Here is a 19654-nt window from a genome sequence, read left to right as displayed (position 1 = left end):
GCCACGCGCCAAGGCCCCAAGCCGGAGTTGATCCATGTCGATGAGCGCAGCCATCAACAATGCCCTTCTGGGCCTTGCGCGGAACACGCATGCGACCAATGTGGTCGCATCGAATATTTCCCACGCGTCCGAGCCGGGATACGCCAGGCGCGAAATCGTCGGCGACCAGATCCAACGCAATGTCGACCCGGTCCTGCTTTCCGACCGGCGACTGTCCGATGCCGAAACAGCCTTTGCGCAAACGACCGAGAGCTATGCGCAGGGCCTCAGCGCACTATCGGGTGCCGCGGACGAAGCGGGATCCCTGCAGAACCTGATGTCGGTATTCGACACCGCGCTCCTGTCGGCGGCAGCGGATCCGGCATCGGAACAACGGCTCAACTCGGTGGCCGCAGCGGGCATGGACCTCGCAATCGGCATGCGAAGCGCGTCTGCATCTGTTCAATCTGCAAGAAGCGATGCAGACAGCTCGATCGCGACACAGGTCGAACGGCTCAACGCACTCCTACAGGAAACGTCAGCGTTGAACAACGCGATCGCCAAGGTGAAACATGGTGGAATAGAGTCCGCCTCCCTGCTGGATCAACGCCAAAGCGTGGTCGATGAAATCGCGACGATCGTACCGGTTCATACCGCGCGTCGAGACCGCAATGGTATCGCGCTCTATACCACCAACGGCGCTGTATTGGTTGATGATTCCCCGGCCAATATCGGGTTTACACCCACTCCGGTCATAGCGTCACACATGACCGGGGCGAACGGCCTTCTGGGTGGCTTGTCGATCAATGGTCGACCTGTTTCATCCTCTCAGACCGGACCTCTTGCCGGTGGCAGCCTGTCCGCCGAGTTTCAGGCGCGCGACGACACTTTGCCTTCAGCGCAGGCAAGCCTCGATGCGATTGCATATGACCTGATCGAGCGCTTCGGCGCTGGTGGGCCGGATTCGACTCTCAATCCGGGCGACATCGGCCTTTTCTCGGAGCTGGGGACCGTTCCTGGTGCGCCTCCGGTTTCTGGTCTGTCAGAACGAATCACGTGGAACCCTGCTGTCGCATCAGGAAGCTCCGACGTCTGGCGCCTTCGCGATGGTCTCGGTGCCGCAATGCCGGGTGAGGTGGGCGATGGCACGCTGCTCAACGGACTGTCGAGCCAGTTGACCGCATTGCTCGTGCCATCTGACCCTACGCTTGATGGCAACGCGCGCTCTGCAATGGGCCAGATATCGTCATTCGCATCGACGTTGGACGCGAACAGGATCCGATCTGAAGACAGCTTATCTCGCGTTACATCGCGCAATACCGCACTGAAAGAGATCGAATTCACACGCGGCGTCGACACGGATGTCGAACTGCAACGTCTGTTGAAAATTGAGCAAAGCTACGCGGCGAACGCGCAGATACTGCGCAGCGTTGACGAGATGATGAACCAGCTATTAAGCATTTGAGGATACGTCATGAAATCCATCGGAGATCTTGCGCAATCGCTTGTGCAACAGACACGTCAAGGCTTCCTGAAATCCCAGATTGATCGCTTCGGCAAGCAACTCACCACAGGAGTCGCGGCTGACTCGGCAAGAAAACTCTCGGGTGATACATCACGACTGAACGCCTTGGTGATGGACCTGGCGCGGCTCGATACCGCACGCGAGTTGACGGGACAGGCCGAAATTCGGATCACCGCACAGCAAGCGACCTTGTCGGCGCTGGATTCGATCTGGGCACCTCGGGCGGCTGATATGCTGCGCGCGGACCTTCTTGTTCTACCCGACGAACGAGCAACGATGTCCGACCGCGCACGCGATGCGCTTGATGCCACCTTGTCAGCGCTTAATACCCGAAGCGCCGGACGAAGTCTGTTCGGTGGAACTGCAACCGACCGTCCGGCAATGGCCGACAGCACGACATTCATGGCGTCAATCGAAGCCGCGTTGGTCGGTGCGACCGACTCCACTGAAGTCGCCGCGCGGCTCGACGCGTGGTTTGACGACCCGGGTGGCGGCTATGAAACCGATGGCTATCAAGGCAGCGCAACGACGTTGGCACCCATGAGGTTGGGGAACGATACTGAAATATCACTCGACTTGCGTGCAGACGACAGTCGCCTGCGTTCGGGCCTGAAGGCGCTGGCAACTGCGATCGTCGCGACAAGCCCCGACCTTGCCTTGTCCCCGACTGATCAGACCTCCTTGTTGACGGATGCAGGTCTGCAGATGATTGGTGCACAAGCCGGCCTGACGTCACTGCAGGCGGATCTTGGTGCCACTGAAGCGCAGATTGATGCGAGTTCCACCCGGATTTCAGCCGAGATTGCGGCCGCGAACGCAATGCGGCTTTCATTGGTCGGCACCGATGCCTTTGATGACGCCTCAAAGCTTGAAGCAGCGCAATTCCAATTGGAAAGCCTATACACCGTCACGCTTACGGCGCGTCGAATGTCGTTTCTGGAGGTGATGCGATGATTCTTGCCTGCGCGCGAATCTTGGCAGGACTACTAGCAGTGTTTCTCGCAGTTGGCACGTTGAACGCCCAGCAAGTCCGCATCAAGGATCTGGTCGAGTTCGAAGGCGTTCGCGGGAACGACCTTGTTGGCTACGGGCTGGTCGTCGGCTTGAACGGAACCGGAGATGGATTGCGAAACGCGCCATTTACCGAAGATATCATGGCCAACATCCTTGAACGGCTGGGTGTCAACGTAACGGGCGAACAGTTTCGACCCAAGAACGTGGCTGCCGTCATGATAACGGCAGTTCTCCCGCCTTTTGCGCGAACAGGTAACCAGATCGATGTGACAGTCTCCGCAATTGGCGACGCAAAAAGCCTCTTGGGCGGCACTCTTATCATGACACCAATGAATGCTGCGGATGGGGAGATATATGCCGTCGCGCAGGGGACGATAATCGCTGGCGGGGTGACCGCAGAAGGCGAAGGAGCTGTCGTGACAAAGGGTGTTCCGACGTCCGGCGCAATCCCGGCAGGCGCGCGAGTTGAGCGTGAAGTTGCGTTTGATTTTGCGTCGCTGCAAGACATCACTCTTGCACTTCGTGAGGCCGATTTTACGACTGCCGCCCGGATCGAAGCCGCGGTGAATTCGTCACTGGGCCAGGATGCGGCACTAATGTTGGACTCAGGCACCGTCAAGGTTGACCTCAGTCGGATCAGAAGTCGGTCCACGGCGCATACAGTACAGAGAATTGAAAATATCCCTGTGGCACCCGAAAGACGTGCACGAGTTGTCGTGGATCAGCGGTCTGGAACAATAGTTATGGGTCACGACGTACGCATTTCGCGTGTCGCGGTCAGCCAAGGAAATCTGACACTGCGCATTCAGGAAGCCCCTGTTGTTGCTCAGCCAAATCCCTTTGCCGAGGGCGACACAATCATTGTTCCACGGTCTGAAGCGGCCATCGAAGAGGATCTCGGGCCTGGCTTGGCAGAGGTACTCGCGGGCACCAGTCTGTCAGAGGTAATCGCGGGTCTCAACGCTTTGGGTGTGCCGCCTCGAGACATGATTGACATCCTTAAGACCATCAAAGCGGCCGGCGCGCTGCATGCAGAACTTGTGGTGATGTAGGCGTCCAAAGACGCAACCACTCGCCTAGATTGGAGCAACCAAAATGTTCGGCTTCATTGGAATCTTCGTTATTTTCGCCATGGTTTTTGGCGGCTACATTCTTGCCGGCGGAAAAATGGGGATAATCCTACACTCTCTGCCGTTTGAGATGATGATGATCGGAGGAGCTGCCGTGGGCGCGTTCCTCATCGCAAATGACTTGTCTGCGATAAAGCACACTGGGAAAGACATCGCAAAAGTATTTAAGGGTCCAAAGTGGGATCAGTCGGACTATCGCGACTTGCTCTGCTTGCTGTTTGAGTTGATTCGATTGGCACGACAAAGCCCCGTCGCTGTCGAGCCTCATGTTGAAAACCCAGAGGAATCAGCGATTTTTGGGCGTTACCCCAAGATTCAGAAAGATCGTGAAGCCGTTGAACTCATTTGCGATACGCTGAGAACAGTTTCAATGAATTATGACGATCCGCACCAGGTCGAGGAAGTACTCGACAAACGTATGGAAGCAACATTGCAACAGGCTATGCATTCAAGCCATGCACTTCAAACGGTTGCAGATGGTCTGCCAGCACTAGGAATTGTTGCCGCTGTGCTGGGTGTCATAAAAACCATGGGTTCGATTGATCAACCGCCCGAAGTGCTGGGAAAACTAATTGGGGGGGCGTTGGTGGGCACGTTCCTTGGCGTCTTTTTAGCTTATGGCCTTGTCGGCCCCTTCGCTGGAAAAGTCAGCGCGGTTGTTGAAGAGGATAGGCACTTTTATCAGCTCATTCGCGAAGTTCTAATTGCCAATCTGCACAATCATCCTGCGAACATCTGCATCGAAGTGGGACGTCAAAACGCGCCTGATCACATGCGGCCAAGCTTCTCTGAAGTTGAGGAAGCATTGCGGTCGGCAAAGGATCAAGCCGCATGAAAATTTTAGTTGCTCTCGTCGCGTTGCTCTGTCCCGTTTCGGCAGCGGCACAATCGCTAGAGGTTTATACAGGGGAGCATGAAGCGTTTACGCGCGTCGTTATTGAGCAACCTAAACCGGGAAGCTGGTTGCTTGAAAAGGCGCAAGAAAACCAACTGCGGATTGTGCGTTCAGCCGACGCAAACCTTGAGAAACTAGATCTATCAGAATTTTTTGCGAGAATAGACCGCAGCAAGATTAAATCCGTAAGTATAGTAGATGATAGAGATCTCGCTCTAACCCTGAAATGCGATTGTGAATTGGTATCCACGAACCTACCCGCGGGGTATTTTGTTCTGGACATTCTTAATGGCCCAAAAGATCCACCAGAAAAGTACACTGGTCCTGCTGTACCGCTTTTTGCGGGATCATCGGTCACTTCAACTACTTCCAAAAGACCAAGTCTGGAAGATCATCATACTTTTAAATTGACAACTTGGGCGAATAGGTCGCTTGCGCAGTCACTATCCCAGGAAGTGGAAAATGAGATTAATCCAAATATGCTGGCGATCGAAAATCACTCTGTTTTGACCGCCGCCGGAAGTCTGTTGTCTCAATTTGAAGACGCAATGGTTTATGGTGCGATAACGCCCAACCATTTGGATGGTGATGACGCCATAGCTACTATCAAGGAAAAGGTACAAACTGATGCTAAGGTTCTTTTTCAGAATGTTGAGAAACTCCCAGGAGACTGTGAGTGGATTGCAAAACTCACAGATTTCTCTAGCGCCAATGGAAACTATGGTTCACTTAGCCAAAGCAGACAGAGGTTAGTGGCGCTGGACGGAAATGTTTCTAACGCTTCCGTCGCGACTATTGCAAAATCTTATATTTCATTGGGTTGGGGGCAAGAAGCGAAGGCGTTATTAAGACAATTTTCGATACCCGAGAACCAAATTCTCTTCGCTCTCGCGGATAGCGTGGAGTCAGGGATCGACAATGCAAATTTTTTTAGCAAGCGGCTGGGATGCGGTGAGCAAGCTCATCTATGGGCGCTCATGTCGAAAAACTTTGAGGCAGACTTTATAGATCAAAATGCCGCCCGACGTGCCTTTCAGACGTTACCCACTCCAATGCAAGAACAAATCGCCCCGTTCCTCTTTGCAGTTGCCCGAGAAAATGACCTTGCCAAGTTTCTAACTGGAATAGAAGCTGATCTAGCACTCGATGGGAGGGTCCCCGGAGATACCGCTGTTATGCCAAGATTAGATATGAAAATTCCATCTAATCGCTCAATACTCAAAGAACTATCGGGGTCCAGAAGTGAAGATGTCGCATTGGATGCAATTCTGACGCTTGCAGAAACATCTGAATCTCGCGAAGAAGCGGCGTCCCTTGCGCCACTTGTCGCTGCGCTTGGAACCGAAAGAACTGGCACAGAGGACGCGGTTCGAGCGCGCGTTTCTGAATTGTCGGCTATGTTGACAGCTGGGGAGTACCGCGAAGTATTTGAGAGCAGCCTTCAAGATGGGCTTTTGACCATCGATCAAGCCAGTGCATTGATCAAGAAATCGATGATAGACAGCTTGGCGGACGCAAATGAAGCAGCTTTTTTACGATTTTTCTTCGTTTTCCGGGATGCGGTCGAAGATGGGCACGTACTTCCTGAAAAGGAATTACTCGACATCGCAGATCGTGCTCTCGATCTGGGCCTGGACCGCCCGGTTAGCTCACTGGTCGAGGCCGTCTCGGACCCAAGACTACTCCGACGCCGAAAACTACTGGAAGCGCAAGTTGCATTGGCGACGGGCCAGTTCACGGAGGCAGAATTGATTGCGATCTCTTTGGATGGCCCAGACGCCTTAGCAATCCGCCGATCGGCACGCGCCGCTATGGAAGATTATGAATTTCTCTCCACGAGCTACGATGCGTTGGGGTCTTCAGATGAAGAAATGATGATTGCTGTATTGGCAGAGGATTGGGGGCTTCTCGCGCAGAAAAATGGTCCGTGGGCAGAGGCTTCCAAACTGATACAGAATGCACCTGGCGAGCTTGATGAATCCAATCTTGACAGCTTCGAAGACCTTTTGGGTAAAAGCGCTTCAGCACGGACAAGTCTTGACGACCTGCTCACCGAAACCTCGCTGTCGCCACAGGAATAGTCTTTCTAGAAGAAAAACGTGAATTCGTTAACCTTGCGCTCACAGAAGTCTGCAAAAAGTGGGGAGCGCGCTGTTTTGCATCACCCGCAGCGTTTCGGAGAATCCGACGTGCATACTTCCCTGTCAGAAGCCAACAAGTTAGGCGATCGAAGTTCAAAAATTCTTCTGCAGTACTTGTTGGCGTGGATTTCGGCCAGTTTGGCTCTCTTTCCATCAACCCTTCGCGCTTCGGAAGCCATAGCGGGGCATTGTGACGGTGCTGCCGGGCGCGCGGCGGTGGACTTCGAAATTCCACGCGACGTTATGTTGTCCTTTACGCGCACCGAGACCGGACGCAGCATGGATAAAGTGCTTCGTCCTTGGCCATGGACCGTCAACAGGGCAGGTGACGGGCGGTGGTTTCAGACTCGAGGTCAAGCACTGGCGTTCGCGCTAGAAAGCCTTGAAACTGGTGCACGGAATTTCGACGTGGGGTGCTTTCAGATCAATTATAGATGGCACCATAAAGCGTTTACTTCACTTGATCAGATGTTCGACCCGGATGAAAATGCCCGCTATGCGGCCCGGTTTCCAGGGGGTTTGCATCAGAAATTCGGTGACTTGACGAAAGCAGTCGGAGCGTTTCATAGCCGGACTCCAGAGTACGCAAAACGCTATCTGTCCCGTTTTGCTACTATTCGCGCTGACCTAGAGCCGCTACCTGTCTCGGCGCCCAAGGCACCGGCCCCAGCGTCCGTCTCGGCGGCACGCTTTAGGTCGAACTCAGGACCAAACGGGGCTTCATTGGTGCCTTGGCCAAATCGATCACACGCAGGCTTTCTGCCCGCACGAACCGGGCGCATCCTGCCGTGACGGGCCGCGGACACTGGTTCTTCCAGCCAACCGTGATCTTGGCTGTGGCGCTTATGGCTGTCATCGTAATGATGATATTGCCGATGCCGGCGATCATTCTCGACATCGGCCTTGCAGCATCTTTCGCGCTCGCAATTCTGATCTTCACCGTGACCCTGTTCGTTGAGCGTCCACTGGACTTTTCGTCTTTCCCAACTGTCCTGCTCGCTGCGCTCATGCTGCGATTGTCGCTCAACGTGTCATCGACCAAGCTCATCATTGGCAATGGACACGAAGGACCGCATGCCGCCGGCCATGTAATCGAAGGCTTTGCATCCTTCGTGATGTCGGGAAGCCTGTTTCTCGGACTTGTCGTATTCGGCGTTCTGCTGATCGTGAATTTCACGGTTATAACGAAAGGTGCGGCTCGTATGGCCGAAGTGGGCGCGCGCTTCGCGCTCGACGGCATGCCTGGCAAGCAGATGGCAATCGACAGTGACATGTCGGCAGGCGCTATCGATCATGCTGAAGCCAAGGCACGCCGTGAACGCGAGTTGCAGGAGACGACATTTTTCGGATCGCTTGACGGCGCCTCGAAGTTTGTCAAGGGCGACGCGATCGCGGGTTTGCTCATTACCCTACTCAACCTGATCATGGGCTTGGCCATGGGGGTGTTCGTGCATGGGATGGCCCCGGGCGACGCCTTTTCAACCTATGCGATCTTGACGGTTGGCGATGGACTGGTTTCGCAAATCCCCGCGGTCATCATTTCCATTGCCTCGGCATTGCTTTTGGCCCGGGGTGGCGCAATCGGTGCGACAGATGTGGCGCTTCTCGGTCAGCTTGGCCGCCACCCAGCCGCGCTGGCCACGGTTGCCTTGCTCATGTGCCTCTTCGCGTTTGTGCCGGGTCTGCCTTTCATGCCCTTCATCCTGGGGGGGGCAGGGTTGGGCGCCGCTGCGCTATTTGTCTCACGGCGGAATGCACTTGCTCAGGACGTGCCGACCGAAGCGACTGAAGTTACACCATCGAAGTCCATCGGCGATGTGCTTGATCTTGAGGACATTCATCTCGAATTTGCCCCGGACCTGGTCAACATGGTGTTGGATCCAGCCACGGGCCTCGATGTCCGGATCGAGAATATGCGGACGCATATTGCACAGAATTTCGGCATTATCATGCCCGAGATCCGACTGACGGATGCCGCTGCCCTGAATCCCGGCACCTATACGATCCGGCTGCATGGCGTTGAGGTGGCGCGCGGCGTGCTTCACCCGGATCTCCTGCTCGCCTTGATGCCGGACAACCAGGCGGGCCTCCCTTCTGGCGAAGACGTCAAAGAGCCGGTTTATGGCGCGCCTGCACGGTGGATTCGGTCGCACGATCAAGAGGATGCCGCGCTTTCAGGCGCGACAATCGTCAACCCTGCCGAAGTTCTGGCAACCCACCTCCTCGAGACGATCAAGCGAAATTTCGGTCGCCTGATGACGCTCAAGTCTCTGCGACGGATCCTGGACGAGCTGGTCAAGCTTTCCAATGATGGGCGCGCCAACGCCAACAAGCGCCTGCTTGATGAGATGATCCCCGAAAAGGTCCAGATCGATACCTTGCTTGCGGTCATGAAATTGCTTCTCGAAGAGCAGGTGTCGGTGCGCAACCTTCCCCTGATACTCGAAGCCGTTGCCGAGATGCGCTCGACCAAGTTGCCGCCCGAAGCGATCTGCGAACATGTCCGGCAAAAACTCGGTTTTCAGATCATCTCGGGCATCAAGCGGGATGATGGATCCATCCCCCTCATCCAGCTTGCTCCGGACTGGGAGGAGGTGTTTCGCACATATCAAATCGACAGTGACGGGGTGGGTCTTGACGTAGCGCTTCCGCCGGACGCGTTCGAGACGCTGACCAATCGCGTCGCATCGGAATTCGGTGCAGCTCATGAACGCGGCGTGTTTCCCGCGCTGGTTACCTCTGCGCGCCGACGAAGGTTTTTGCGAACGATCCTGTCTGCCAAGGGCGTTCAGAGTCCGGTCCTGTCATTTGAAGAAATCGGTATCGAGGCGCGCCCCTCGCTGGTCGGAACGGTTGCGGCGTGACTGGAATCGAGGCGCTCATGGGGTTGTCCACAGCTACATTGTGGGCAGGGGGGGTGGTTTTTCTGCGCGCGGGTGCTGTCATGTCGGTCTTGCCCGGGCTGGGTGAACAAACTGTGCCGATGCGCATTCGGTTGGCTTTGGCGCTGGCGCTTTGTGTAATCGCCACGCCTGCGATCATGACGGACCAGGCATTGCCGCAACCGTCATTGGGTTCGATCAGTCTTCTGGTTTTCACCGAGGCCATTGCCGGTCTCGCCTTGGGCCTTGCGCTGCGTTTCATGGTCATGGCCTTGCAGATTGCAGGCTCCATAGCGGCGCAAGCGACGTCCCTCTCTCAACTTCTGGGCGGTGCCGCGGGCGAGCCGATGCCGACCATCGGACATATTCTGACAATGGCCGGTCTCGCGCTTCTGATGCTCACGGGCATGCACGTGAAAGCCGTGTCGTTGCTGATACTCTCGTATAACCTTATGCCGGTCGGTGCGTTCCCGGATCCTGCATCGCTGGGTCAATGGGGTCGAAGCGCGGTGTCGCACGCATTCGTGCTGGCCTTCACTCTTGCCGCACCCTTCGTGTTGATCTCCGTACTCTACAATCTGATGCTTGGGGTCATCAATCGTGCCATGCCGCAACTGATGGTGGCCCTTGTCGGCGCGCCGCTCATCACGTTCGGTGCGATCTCCATGCTCGCCATATCGGCCCCTTACCTGCTTCAGGTCTGGATCAACGCGGTAGATGCCGTCCTGGCCAATCCGTTCGGTCGGTATCGCTGATGTCGGACGATGCCGAATCCGGTGACAAACCGCACGACCCCTCTGAACGAAAGCTGGAGCAGGCCAGGAAAAAGGGGGAAATCGCGCGATCGCCCGATCTACTGACCGCGACGGTTTATGGCGGAGTCCTCGGCTGCGCAGTTCTTTTTGGCAAGGACCTGACGCAGCGAAGTGCCGAGTCGCTGCTGCCGTTCATCGAACACCCTGACCGCTTGGTTCCGCTCATATTCGGCGGTCAGTCCACGGCGTCGGCAGGTGGGATCATCGCACGGGGTGTACTGCCCGCTTTGCCATTGTTTCTGATCCCGGCGATTCTGGTCCTTGCGGTTCTGTTTGCACAGAAAGGATTGATCTTTACCCCATCCAAGCTTGCGCCCAAGCTCAATCGCATCTCGCTTATCGCCAATGCGAAGAACAAGTACGGTCGACGTGGCCTCTTCGAATTTGTAAAAAGTTTCGCCAAACTGGCCATTTACGCGGGCTGCCTTGCACTTGTGATTTGGTCGGAGCGGTTGTCTATCCTGCAAAGCCTCACGGTTTCTCCTGGCGAAATCGCCGAACGACTGGGTGCCCTGATGGTGCGGTTTCTGAGCTTCGTTCTACTCGTCGCGATGGCGATCGGCACCATCGATGCGTTTTGGCAAACCGCTGAACACCACAGGAAAAACCGCATGAGCCACAAGGATATGCGGGACGAATTCAAGGAGGTGGAGGGCGATCCCACCTTCAAGCAGTTGCGGCGCCAGCGCGCGCAGGAGATCGCGATGAACCAGATGATGACAGATGTCCCCAAGGCGGACGTCATCGTCGTGAACCCGACCCATTATGCGGTTGCGCTCAAATGGTCGCGAAAACCCGGGGCAGCGCCGATTTGTGTGGCGAAAGGCGTCGACGAGGTCGCGGCGCGAATCAGGGCGGTCGCCGAAAAGGCGTCGGTTCCGATCAAATCGGATCCCCCGACGGCACGCGCCCTGCATGCCACCGTCGAGATCGGCGCGGAAATCGCACCCGACCTGTATCGTGCGGTTGCTGCGGCCATTCGCTTTTCCGAAGAAATGCGCGCCAAGGCGCGGGCGCGCGGATGAAGCGTGGGGTGGGCGATCTCGTTGCCTTGGCGCAACTGCAGAAAATCGATGCGCTGGCCCGTCTGCGCGATGCAAAGATCGCCGAGGACTCGGCGCGCGACGAAGCCGTGCGGATCACCGGTTTGCAGCGGGCGGCTATCGAATACGAGGGACAGGACGCCGGACGCCGGGTCAGCGCCATGGATCCGGCATGGGCCACGTGGCTTGGGCAACGCCGCGCGACGCTGAACCAGGACATTGCGCGTGCTCGCGTTCTACAGGCGCAGCTGGCCGAGCGGGCCGCATATCACCTTGCCAGACATGCCGCCCTGGAAGGATTGAAGGATCGCGAAGACGAAATGCATCGACGTTTGCAAACCAGGAAAGCGAACGCGCAACTTCAGGCGCAACTCCTCTGGAGCCGCGATCCTTCGGACTGACCGGATCGCCCGTCCGGTCGACCGCCACTGCTTTTCAGGCTGCCTGCCGCGCAATCTCGGTGATCAAAATCCGGCGCACTTGGTTGTCACTGTATCGCTGTGCAACCGTCAGAAGATTGCGTCGAAGCAGGTCGAGTGACGCGGTATTCGTATAACCGACCCCGAAATGCCCGGTATTGGCATGATCAAACAACACCTGCAGGAACGCGGCACGAAGCCGAGGTTCCTGGCTGAAGACAAGATCTGACCCGCCTGGCGCAACTTCAAGATTAATGGACAAGATGACCGTTGCGGTGACGCGTTCGTTTTCGACGACGGGCACGAAGAACTGGTTGCTGATCTTGACGTATTCTGCGGGAAGCTTCTCGGCGTCGCGCATCTTTTCCTCGACGGCATGGTCCGCTTCGAGATCGGTGCCTTCGGCCACGTTCTCGTCGTGATCCTCAGGCACGGGGCAATCCGCGACAGTTTCGGGTGTCTTGCCCGTTTCCAGGAACTTGGCTGCACCAATTCCGGTCCCGGTTCCGAACACAGCCAACAATAACGGCAGTAGCAGCGATTTCATTGGAGACCTCAGAATGGAGTGACGATATCAAGGATTTGCTGACCGTAACGGGGTTGCTGAACGTCGGTGATCTGTCCGCGCCCTCCGTAGGAGATGCGTGCAGAGGCGATTTTGTCGTAAGTGATTTCATTCAGGCGGCTGATATCCGCAGGGCGCACATACCCCGTCACCAGAAGTTCGCGAATCTCGAAATTTACCCGGACTTCCTGCGAGCCTGAGATTTGCAGAATTCCATTCGGCAGGACCTGCAAGACCGTCGCCGCCACGCGCAAGGTCAGTTTTTCGTTTCTGCGGACCGACCCGTCACCGCCCGACGCGCTGCTGGAGTCGATTGAAATGGCCGGATCGATTGTGGCCCCAAGCGGCAGATCCTCAGCGATTTGTTGCGGCAAGCCAAAGAGTTGCGGGATGCCAAGGCTTTCTGACCCACTGCGGGCCCGAGAGGTCGAGTTTGAAATTTCGGCTTTTTCGTCGATTTCGATCACAACGGTGAGTATGTCGCCTTTGCCTTCCGCCCGTCGGTCGCCCAGAAGGGAATGACGCCCGTTATTCCAAAGCGATGCGGCATCTGGCTGGGGCCCGGAGCGATACTGTTCCTGCACCATCGAGTACATCATCGCCCGATGCTCGTCTCCGGCACCGGGGTTGGTGAATTCCGGCGGTCGCCCCACGTGCTTCACGCTCTCGCACGATATGAGTGTTGCGAAAAACAACAGTGACACTGCAACACGACATCTCATCGCGACACCGAAACACTGCCGTCATCACGAATCTTTCCGTAAAGCGTCGCCTTGGAGGCCAGGTTCATCACCCGAATGCGGTCTCCGGCGCCACCCCGTCCGAGCGATCGTCCCTCGGTGACGATTTCCAGGCCGTTGAGGTTGAAGACTATCAGGACATGCGCATTGCGTTCGATGATTGCGGGCGCAGACAAATGCCTGTCAAGGATGGGCTGGCCGGGATATAGCGCGACGCGCGCCTCGCGACCGAGTGCGCCATCAAGTTCGCCGACAGCGCCATCAACCGTCCCGTTTTTGAGAACAATCGAATTGGATGAAATGATTTCCATCGCGGCGATAGGACGTGTTGCGACGACCACGTCAGCCATGGCCGAATGCGCCAGCAGCCATGAGAGCAGGATGGTTGCGACACGCATTACCGAACCTGCGTGGTTGCGCCCAGCATCTGATCCGCAGCGGACAAGACCTTGGCATTCAGCTCATAGCCGCGCTGAGCTTCGATCAAATCGGTTATCTCGCGCACAGGATCCACTGAACTGTCCTCGAGATACCCTTGCCTCAGCGTTCCCAGACCTTCGGTTCCGGGTTCGCCGATGATCGGGGGACCGGACGCACCGGTCTCGACAAACAGATTTCCGCCAATGGCTTCGAGGCCTTTCACGTTGGAAAAACCTGACAACGAAAGCTCGCCAAGGACCTGTGGCTCGCCCCCCAGATCGAAATATCCCCAGACCTCGCCGTTCGCGTTGATCGAGATCGAACGGGTTTCGGGCGGGATGACGATATCATTCGCGATCGCCAGGCCGTCCGAAGTGACGACCAGCCCATCGGCGTCGCGCTTCAGCGCACCATCGCGGGTATAGGCGGATTGCCCAGAGGGAAGGATGACTTCAAGGTAACCATCGCCATCGATGGCGACGTCCAAATCGCCCCCCGTGCCCGACAAGGAGCCCTGGGCAGGTTCGAACGTCACCGCCGACGGTCGCACGCCGAGCCCGAGCTGGATACCGGTCGGAAGAACCGTACCGTTGGACGCGTTGACCGTGCCGGGCCGTGCCACCTGATCGTAATGCAGGTCGGCAAATTCGGCGCGACGCGCATTGTAACCGGTCGTGGACATGTTCGAGAGGTTCTGAGAGATCACCTCGACCCGCATCTGTTGTGCGGACATGCCTGTTGCAGCGATTTTCAAAGCACGCATATGGTGTTCCTTTCGAAGTTAACGGGACATCGCCTTGATTGCATCTCGAAGGCGATCGTTTTCGCTTTCCAGAAAGCTCTGACCCAGTTCGTATGCACGGCTGACTTCAATCATCCGGGCCAGTTCGTGAACGGGTTCGACATTAGATGCTTCGAGAAAGCCTTGCCGTATTCTCGGGTCCGCGACGGGTTCGATTTCGCCATTGGGGTCGAAAAGCTGACTACCCATACGGATCATCCTGTTGGCATCGACCGGGCGGACGAGGCCCAGTTCCGCCACGGCCCGCCCATCCGCCGTCATGGTGCCATCCGGAGAAACCTTTATTTCCGCACCGGGTGGGATGGCGATCTGCGACGCGCCACTATCCAGGACCGCATTGCCATCCATGGTCGCCAGCGTGCCATCGGGTGTCGCGGCAAAAACCCCCGACCGCGTCAGCCGCACGCCATCTGCCGTCGCCACTTGAAAGAATCCGTCACCCTCGATGGCGAAATCCAACTGGCCCCCGGTCTGACCGAGAGTGCCTTGCGTGAGTTTGGAATGGCCGATCCGGGCGGTGGCCATGGACAGACTGCTATCGTCGATGGGCTTTACGAACTCGGAAAAGATGGCCTGTTCGGCTCGAAACCCGGTGGTATTCGCGTTTGCGATGTTGTTGGCCACAACCCGCATTTCCCGGGCCAGCCCAGACATGCGGGTGATGGTGGCGTATCCTGATGCAGACATGGTCTAACCGCCTATGATAATAGGTAAAATCTGGCCCTGAAAGAAAGCGACGAGCGTATTTGTCATGAAGCTCATCGACATCCAGAACACCACGATGATGGCACCGAGTTTCGGCACGAAGGTCAGCGTCATTTCCTGGATCGATGTCAGGGCCTGAAACAACCCCACCACGACACCGGCAAGAAGAGCGACGCCGAGAATCGGCACCGAGATGATCGTGGCGACCCAAAGCCCCTGGCGCAGCGTGTCGAAGAATATGCCTTCGTCGAGCATCGTTCAGACCGGCATCCGCAGGATTTCCTGATACGCTTCGACAACCTTGTCGCGAACGCTGACCACGGTCTCGACCGCAAGCTCGGATTGCGCGAGCGCTGTGACCAAAGCGTGCGGGTCCGCGTCGCCGATCATTGCGGATTGCGCGGTTTTTTCGGCTTCGGCGAGCGTCGTCGCAAAATCCGCAACGCCATCCCTGATCAACTGCGCGGGTGCGCTTTCGGCATCGGGCTCTGTTGCGGGTCGGTTTGCCGCGTAACTCTGGGCGGCAAAGAGGGATCGGACGTCCATTCTGGTCTCCTGTCCTGCGGTTTTTGGGGTTAACGACGCAAGAGCTCGAACAATCCGCGGCGCATCTCGCGCGTCTGTTCGAACATCTTGAGATTGGCCTCGTAGCTGCGCTGCGCCTCACGTGCGTCGGCGATTTCGATCAGGAGATCGACGTTCGAGCTTTCGTAAAATCCGTCCGCACCGGCGAGCGGGTGGTCAGGTTCGAAAACACGCGTCAGCTGCGTGGGATCGAGATGGGTCCGCCCCAATGCGACGCTGTCAAGATTGCCGCCCGATACCGATTCCTGCGTGAAACTGGCGGTCTTGCGCCGATATCCTGGGGTGTCCGCATTGGCGATATTTTCGGACAGGTGCCGTAGACGACCGGCTTGCGCCCGCAGCGCGCTTGCGGTGACTTTCGTGGCATCGGAAAAGTCGCTCATGCCGTCCTCCGTCAACCGCGCCCGATCGAGGCGCGCAAAATGGACAAACCGGAGCGATAGATTGCCAGAGCGCGATCATGCGTGCCTTTGGCATCCGCGGCGGCCACCATCTCGGATTCGATCGAGACCGTGTTGCCATTCGGATCGACGGCCTGGTCGCTTACGACATAATCCGCCGGTGCACCGGCCAGGCGCCCTGAAATGTGCCCGCTTCGCGTGGCCCTCAGGTCGAAACCGCGCGCGCCGGCGATTGCGGCGTCGAAATCCGGCATCGCGATGGCGCGGTAATTGGGCGTGTCGGCATTGGCGAGGTTCTGCGCCGTCGCGGCCTGTGCACGCCCTGCATGCCGCGCCAAGGCATCCGCTGTGCGGAACAGGGTCAATGACTGGTACATGTTTGCGGTCTCCTCATCATCTTCAACCAAGGCTTAACCGCGATTCGTTTAGAAAGGGTTTGCAGAAGAAAAACGGAGCGACCGCGATGCAACCTTTGGCCCTGAATGACCTCAAGGATAGAATCGGACGGCTTGGCAGTTGCGCGCCCATGGGGCGGGTGCTGCGTGTGGACGGGACACTGGTTCATGTCACCGGACTCGGACGGTCGGTGTCGATCGGCGATCGCCTGCGGCTGTCGGGGCGGGCTGGCCAATCTGAAGGTTCGGTGCTGCGGATCGATGCGCACAGTGTGGCGATGATGCCGGAAGCCGGGTGCGACGGGATCATGCGTGGAGACCGGGTGTTGCGGTTGGGTCCTGCCTTGCTCACCCCCGGACCGGCCTGGGTCGGCCGGATTCTCGATTCCTTCGGTCGTCCGCTTGATGGCAAACCCGCACCAGCAGCAGGACCTTCGAGACCGTATCGCGCGGACCCGCCCCCGGCCGCGCAACGGCGGGGGTTCGGCCCGCGTCTTGCAACGGGTCAGGCCGTGTTCGACACTGTTCTTCCCCTCGTCACAGGTCAGCGAATCGGTCTTTTCGCAGGCTCCGGTGTCGGCAAATCGCGACTGCTGGCGCGTCTGGCGCAGCGTCTGGATACCGATGTCGTCGTGCTGGCATTGATCGGCGAACGGGGTCGGGAATTGCGCGATTTCGTGGAAGACGTGCTTGGCCCCGAGGGCATGGCACGCTCGGTCGTGATCGCGGCGACTTCGGACCGTTCCGCGCTTGAACGGCGGCGGTGCGCCTTTGCTGCCATGACTGTGGCAGAGCAGTTTCGCGATGATGGCAAACGGGTCTTGTTGCTTGCAGATTCAATCACGCGTTTTGCCGACGCACATCGCGAAATTGCGTTGGCTGGGGGGGAACTGCCGTCCTTGCGTGGCTATCCGGCATCGACGGCACAGCAGATCATGTCGCTTTGCGAACGTGCGGGCCCTGGCGCCGAGGGGCAGGGCGATATCACGGCGGTTTTCACGGTATTGGTGGCCGGGTCGGACATGGAAGAACCCATCGCGGATATCCTTCGAGGCACCCTTGACGGCCATGTGGTCCTTTCGCGTGAGATTGCCGAGCGGGGGCGCTTCCCTGCCGTCGACTTGCTTCGATCGGTATCAAGGTCCCTGCCAGGTGCCGCCAGTGCCCCGGAGAACGCGTTGATTTCCGAAGCGCGCCGACTCATCGGCGCGTATACCGAAGCCGAAACGATGATCCGTGCCGGTCTCTACAAAGAGGGTAGCGATCCGGTTCTCGACAAGGCGGTGAGGGCTTGGGCCGATCTCGATCAATTTGTTGGATCGGATGGTGGCACGCGCGTCGCCGACAGTTTTGATCGATTGAACCTGATTTTGCGACGCAGCCAGGCACAGCGCGCTGTTACCCCGGCAGCGTAAGGTGCCATTCTTCGGCGGAGTGGGTCGAGATGGTTGTCATCTATCTGAAAATTCTGGCACCCCACCGACATGCCTTCCCCCGGCGTTGAAAATTCCATCGATCCATTCTTGCCACTGCCACTGCAACCGGTTGGCGGTGCTGAAGTTGCGTTAGGATTTGATCAACTGCTCGCTTTTGCGCTAATATTTTATTAGATAGACTCTGCGCAAACGAAATTAATTTTACTTCAAAACTTGCGTTATACAACAACCTATTTCACATTGGACACAATAAAATCTTAAGAAATTAAAAATGAGAAAGAAATATTGCCGCCTGCCAGTCAGAGAGTGGCGGTTAAAAACCCTGAAGCAAGAGAAGCGCAGTTTGCGCGCCACTGACCGACAGGCCAGTATTGAGTTGATCGCGTAAGAGGTACGACTGAATGATCTTGTCCTGTATCTCTGGTTTCACCAAGTCAGAGACCAGATCCGTTCCAAACCGATCACGTGCCTTGTCTTTTAGCGCTTCAAGTTGAAAATCGATATCGAGTTGACCGAAGCTTTGCGGCAGACCCAGCGCTGTTTCGAATACTTGCCGCAAGGGTGGTGTGCCCATGATCTCGAACCAGGCAGTATCATTTGCGCTTCCTTTGGCCACCAACTCAGGCAGGCTGCGTTCGAAAAACAGACCCAGTCGCAACGACTCATCCTGAGTGCCGACCGCAAGTTCAAACGACTGGGACTTATATCGTTCCACAATATCGCCGGCCAGAGATGGGTTCGAAGTTTTGGGTGGCAAAGGCTCACCGAATCCGAAGGCAGCGGAAAATGCCCGGTAACGATCATCAGCCAATCGATTGGCCAAGGCATCGGATTCCGACGTGCCACCTTCCAGGATTCGTTTAACAAAGTAAACGTTGTCGACATCATCTTGCAGACCAAAGGCCTGCAGAGCAACCAGGCGCATCGAGCGATCTGAGACGAGGTCTTGCGCTGAAGTAACGTCCCCGATTTTTTCCTGGAAATGGGATGTTGCGCGTGCCACTTCGGCAGATTTGTTGAAGGCCTGTTCCTGTGCTTCGCGAGTGGCCTTTAAAAATGCCCATCCAGACAAGCCGGATCCAATGACAACTGGTAGAAAGGTCATGTCTGTACCGTCGCCAATAGTCGATCTTCACGAGGTATCAAGGCGCGCAAACCCTTCAAGCATTGATAGTATCTATTATGGATCAAAGCATCAGAAGCCACAGCGAGTAAACGCCGACTATCTGGGTCGATCAAAATATGGCTCAATTCCTCAATCCGGCCCAATATGTCCATGCGCATCGTATCCGGATCAATATCGCCGGTTAAGGCCAGCTGCACTTGGTAGGCAGCGCGTCTGACCGGCGTTTTCGCTTCTTCAGGGTGGATCGCGTCTTTCAAACGCAGAATGTTAACGTTCGGGCTCATGATCGCGAAACGGGTACGCTTGTCACCGTTTTCGACGACTGCGCCGTTAATCAGGATGCGTTCCTTCGGAGCAAGCTTTAGCACGAGACCACTCATGTCGACCGACCCGTATGCCCGAGACCGCGCAATATGGCGGTATTGACTTCCAGCAGAGGCAAGACCGAAGCGCGTCCGCGCAGTACTTTGCGACTGTGCGTTTCGGTAAATTCTGCAAGGAAAAATATGCGTGCACGCAATTCATCTGGCAGAGCATTTCCACCGGCACTGACGTCGGCAGCCAAAGCTGTCCACAGCCGTCGATTGTCCGACAGCGCCTGAACCAAGCGCGGATAATCCGATACTGCGGTTTTCG

General features: G+C 56.9%; 22 protein-coding genes. 10 read left to right on the top strand and 12 right to left on the bottom strand.

Annotation, left to right across the window (positions count from 1 at the left end; genetic code table 11):
* Nucleotides 1-34 precede the first annotated feature (34 nt).
* The 9 genes from ACXYMN_RS18825 to ACXYMN_RS18785 all read left to right on the top strand — a co-directional run bounded on the left by ACXYMN_RS18825 (nucleotide 35) and on the right by ACXYMN_RS18785 (nucleotide 11825).
* Nucleotides 35-1444, top strand: coding sequence for a FlgK family flagellar hook-associated protein (locus tag ACXYMN_RS18825; protein WP_459015516.1), 1410 nt, complete (start codon nucleotides 35-37; stop codon nucleotides 1442-1444).
* Between the two features lie 9 nt (nucleotides 1445-1453).
* A complete protein-coding gene (locus ACXYMN_RS18820; RefSeq protein WP_459015514.1) occupies nucleotides 1454-2458 on the top strand; it encodes a flagellin in 1005 nt (334 codons plus the stop codon).
* Nucleotides 2455-3570 carry a flagellar basal body P-ring protein FlgI gene (locus ACXYMN_RS18815; RefSeq protein WP_459015513.1) on the top strand — a complete coding sequence of 372 codons (1116 nt, stop codon included), beginning with the start codon at nucleotides 2455-2457 and terminating at the stop codon, nucleotides 3568-3570. Before ACXYMN_RS18820 ends, ACXYMN_RS18815 begins: the two co-directional genes overlap by 4 nt.
* Nucleotides 3571-3613: 43 nt before the next feature.
* Complete coding sequence (motA, locus tag ACXYMN_RS18810) at nucleotides 3614-4483, top strand: flagellar motor stator protein MotA (RefSeq protein ID WP_459015511.1); 870 nt, start codon at nucleotides 3614-3616, stop codon at nucleotides 4481-4483.
* A complete protein-coding gene (locus ACXYMN_RS18805) occupies nucleotides 4480-6624 on the top strand; it encodes a hypothetical protein (RefSeq protein ID WP_459015510.1) in 2145 nt (714 codons plus the stop codon). Before motA ends, ACXYMN_RS18805 begins: the two co-directional genes overlap by 4 nt.
* Nucleotides 6625-7529: 905 nt before the next feature.
* Nucleotides 7530-9548, top strand: a complete 2019-nt coding sequence (gene flhA / locus ACXYMN_RS18800) for a flagellar biosynthesis protein FlhA (protein WP_459015533.1) — start codon at nucleotides 7530-7532, stop codon at nucleotides 9546-9548.
* Nucleotides 9545-10321 carry a flagellar biosynthetic protein FliR gene (locus ACXYMN_RS18795; RefSeq protein WP_459015508.1) on the top strand — a complete coding sequence of 259 codons (777 nt, stop codon included), beginning with the start codon at nucleotides 9545-9547 and terminating at the stop codon, nucleotides 10319-10321. The genes flhA and ACXYMN_RS18795 overlap by 4 nt, the downstream gene beginning before the upstream one ends.
* Nucleotides 10321-11406, top strand: coding sequence for an EscU/YscU/HrcU family type III secretion system export apparatus switch protein (locus ACXYMN_RS18790; RefSeq protein ID WP_459015507.1), 1086 nt, complete (start codon nucleotides 10321-10323; stop codon nucleotides 11404-11406). Before ACXYMN_RS18795 ends, ACXYMN_RS18790 begins: the two co-directional genes overlap by 1 nt.
* An 8-nt stretch (nucleotides 11407-11414) precedes the next feature.
* Nucleotides 11415-11825 carry a hypothetical protein gene (locus tag ACXYMN_RS18785; RefSeq protein ID WP_459015505.1) on the top strand — a complete coding sequence of 137 codons (411 nt, stop codon included), beginning with the start codon at nucleotides 11415-11417 and terminating at the stop codon, nucleotides 11823-11825.
* 34 nt (nucleotides 11826-11859) lie between these two features.
* Here ACXYMN_RS18785 and ACXYMN_RS18780 read toward each other — a convergent pair whose 3' ends face one another.
* From ACXYMN_RS18780 to ACXYMN_RS18740, 9 genes are read right to left on the bottom strand one after another with little or no spacing between them, the layout of a single operon-like run.
* A complete protein-coding gene (locus ACXYMN_RS18780; protein ID WP_459015503.1) occupies nucleotides 11860-12390 on the bottom strand; it encodes a flagellar basal body-associated protein FliL in 531 nt (176 codons plus the stop codon).
* An 8-nt stretch (nucleotides 12391-12398) separates the two neighbouring features.
* Entirely contained in the window at nucleotides 12399-13130 is a 732-nt protein-coding gene (gene flgH, locus ACXYMN_RS18775; protein WP_459015501.1) for a flagellar basal body L-ring protein FlgH, read from the bottom strand.
* Complete coding sequence (flgA, locus tag ACXYMN_RS18770; RefSeq protein WP_459015500.1) at nucleotides 13127-13546, bottom strand: flagellar basal body P-ring formation chaperone FlgA; 420 nt, start codon at nucleotides 13544-13546, stop codon at nucleotides 13127-13129. The genes flgH and flgA overlap by 4 nt, the downstream gene beginning before the upstream one ends.
* Entirely contained in the window at nucleotides 13546-14331 is a 786-nt protein-coding gene (flgG, locus tag ACXYMN_RS18765) for a flagellar basal-body rod protein FlgG (RefSeq protein ID WP_459015498.1), read from the bottom strand. The genes flgA and flgG overlap by 1 nt, the downstream gene beginning before the upstream one ends.
* Before the next feature lie 18 nt (nucleotides 14332-14349).
* Nucleotides 14350-15057 carry a flagellar hook-basal body complex protein gene (locus tag ACXYMN_RS18760; protein WP_459015497.1) on the bottom strand — a complete coding sequence of 236 codons (708 nt, stop codon included), beginning with the start codon at nucleotides 15055-15057 and terminating at the stop codon, nucleotides 14350-14352.
* Between the two features lie 3 nt (nucleotides 15058-15060).
* Nucleotides 15061-15330, bottom strand: coding sequence for a flagellar biosynthetic protein FliQ (locus ACXYMN_RS18755; RefSeq protein ID WP_459015496.1), 270 nt, complete (start codon nucleotides 15328-15330; stop codon nucleotides 15061-15063).
* A 3-nt stretch (nucleotides 15331-15333) separates the two neighbouring features.
* Entirely contained in the window at nucleotides 15334-15621 is a 288-nt protein-coding gene (fliE, locus tag ACXYMN_RS18750) for a flagellar hook-basal body complex protein FliE (protein WP_459015494.1), read from the bottom strand.
* 29 nt (nucleotides 15622-15650) lie between these two features.
* Nucleotides 15651-16043: a flagellar basal body rod protein FlgC gene (gene flgC / locus ACXYMN_RS18745; RefSeq protein ID WP_459015493.1), complete on the bottom strand. Its 393-nt coding sequence runs from the start codon at nucleotides 16041-16043 to the stop codon at nucleotides 15651-15653.
* 11 nt (nucleotides 16044-16054) lie between these two features.
* Nucleotides 16055-16426, bottom strand: a complete 372-nt coding sequence (locus tag ACXYMN_RS18740) for a FlgB family protein (RefSeq protein ID WP_459015491.1) — start codon at nucleotides 16424-16426, stop codon at nucleotides 16055-16057.
* A 98-nt stretch (nucleotides 16427-16524) separates the two neighbouring features.
* On the opposite strand from ACXYMN_RS18740, the gene ACXYMN_RS18735 reads away from it, so the two are divergent.
* Entirely contained in the window at nucleotides 16525-17871 is a 1347-nt protein-coding gene (locus tag ACXYMN_RS18735) for a FliI/YscN family ATPase (RefSeq protein ID WP_459015490.1), read from the top strand.
* Nucleotides 17872-18205: 334 nt separating this feature from the next.
* On the opposite strand, the gene ACXYMN_RS18730 is transcribed toward ACXYMN_RS18735, so the two are convergent.
* The 3 genes from ACXYMN_RS18730 to ACXYMN_RS18720 are packed head-to-tail and all read right to left on the bottom strand — an operon-like array spanning nucleotide 18206 to nucleotide 19625.
* Nucleotides 18206-18997: a DUF1217 domain-containing protein gene (locus ACXYMN_RS18730; protein WP_459015488.1), complete on the bottom strand. Its 792-nt coding sequence runs from the start codon at nucleotides 18995-18997 to the stop codon at nucleotides 18206-18208.
* The gene (flbT, locus tag ACXYMN_RS18725) at nucleotides 18994-19398 is read right to left on the bottom strand and encodes a flagellar biosynthesis repressor FlbT (protein WP_459015486.1); all 405 of its coding nucleotides are present in this window, start codon (nucleotides 19396-19398) and stop codon (nucleotides 18994-18996) included. The genes ACXYMN_RS18730 and flbT overlap by 4 nt, the downstream gene beginning before the upstream one ends.
* Nucleotides 19395-19625: a flagellar biosynthesis regulator FlaF gene (locus ACXYMN_RS18720; RefSeq protein ID WP_459015484.1), complete on the bottom strand. Its 231-nt coding sequence runs from the start codon at nucleotides 19623-19625 to the stop codon at nucleotides 19395-19397. Before ACXYMN_RS18720 ends, flbT begins: the two co-directional genes overlap by 4 nt.
* Between the last annotated feature and the right edge of the window lie 29 nt (nucleotides 19626-19654).

Source organism: Roseivivax sp. CAU 1753 (assembly GCF_054482575.1).
The sequence above is the reverse complement of the archived record's forward strand: the minus strand, read 5'-3'. Positions and strand labels throughout refer to the sequence as shown.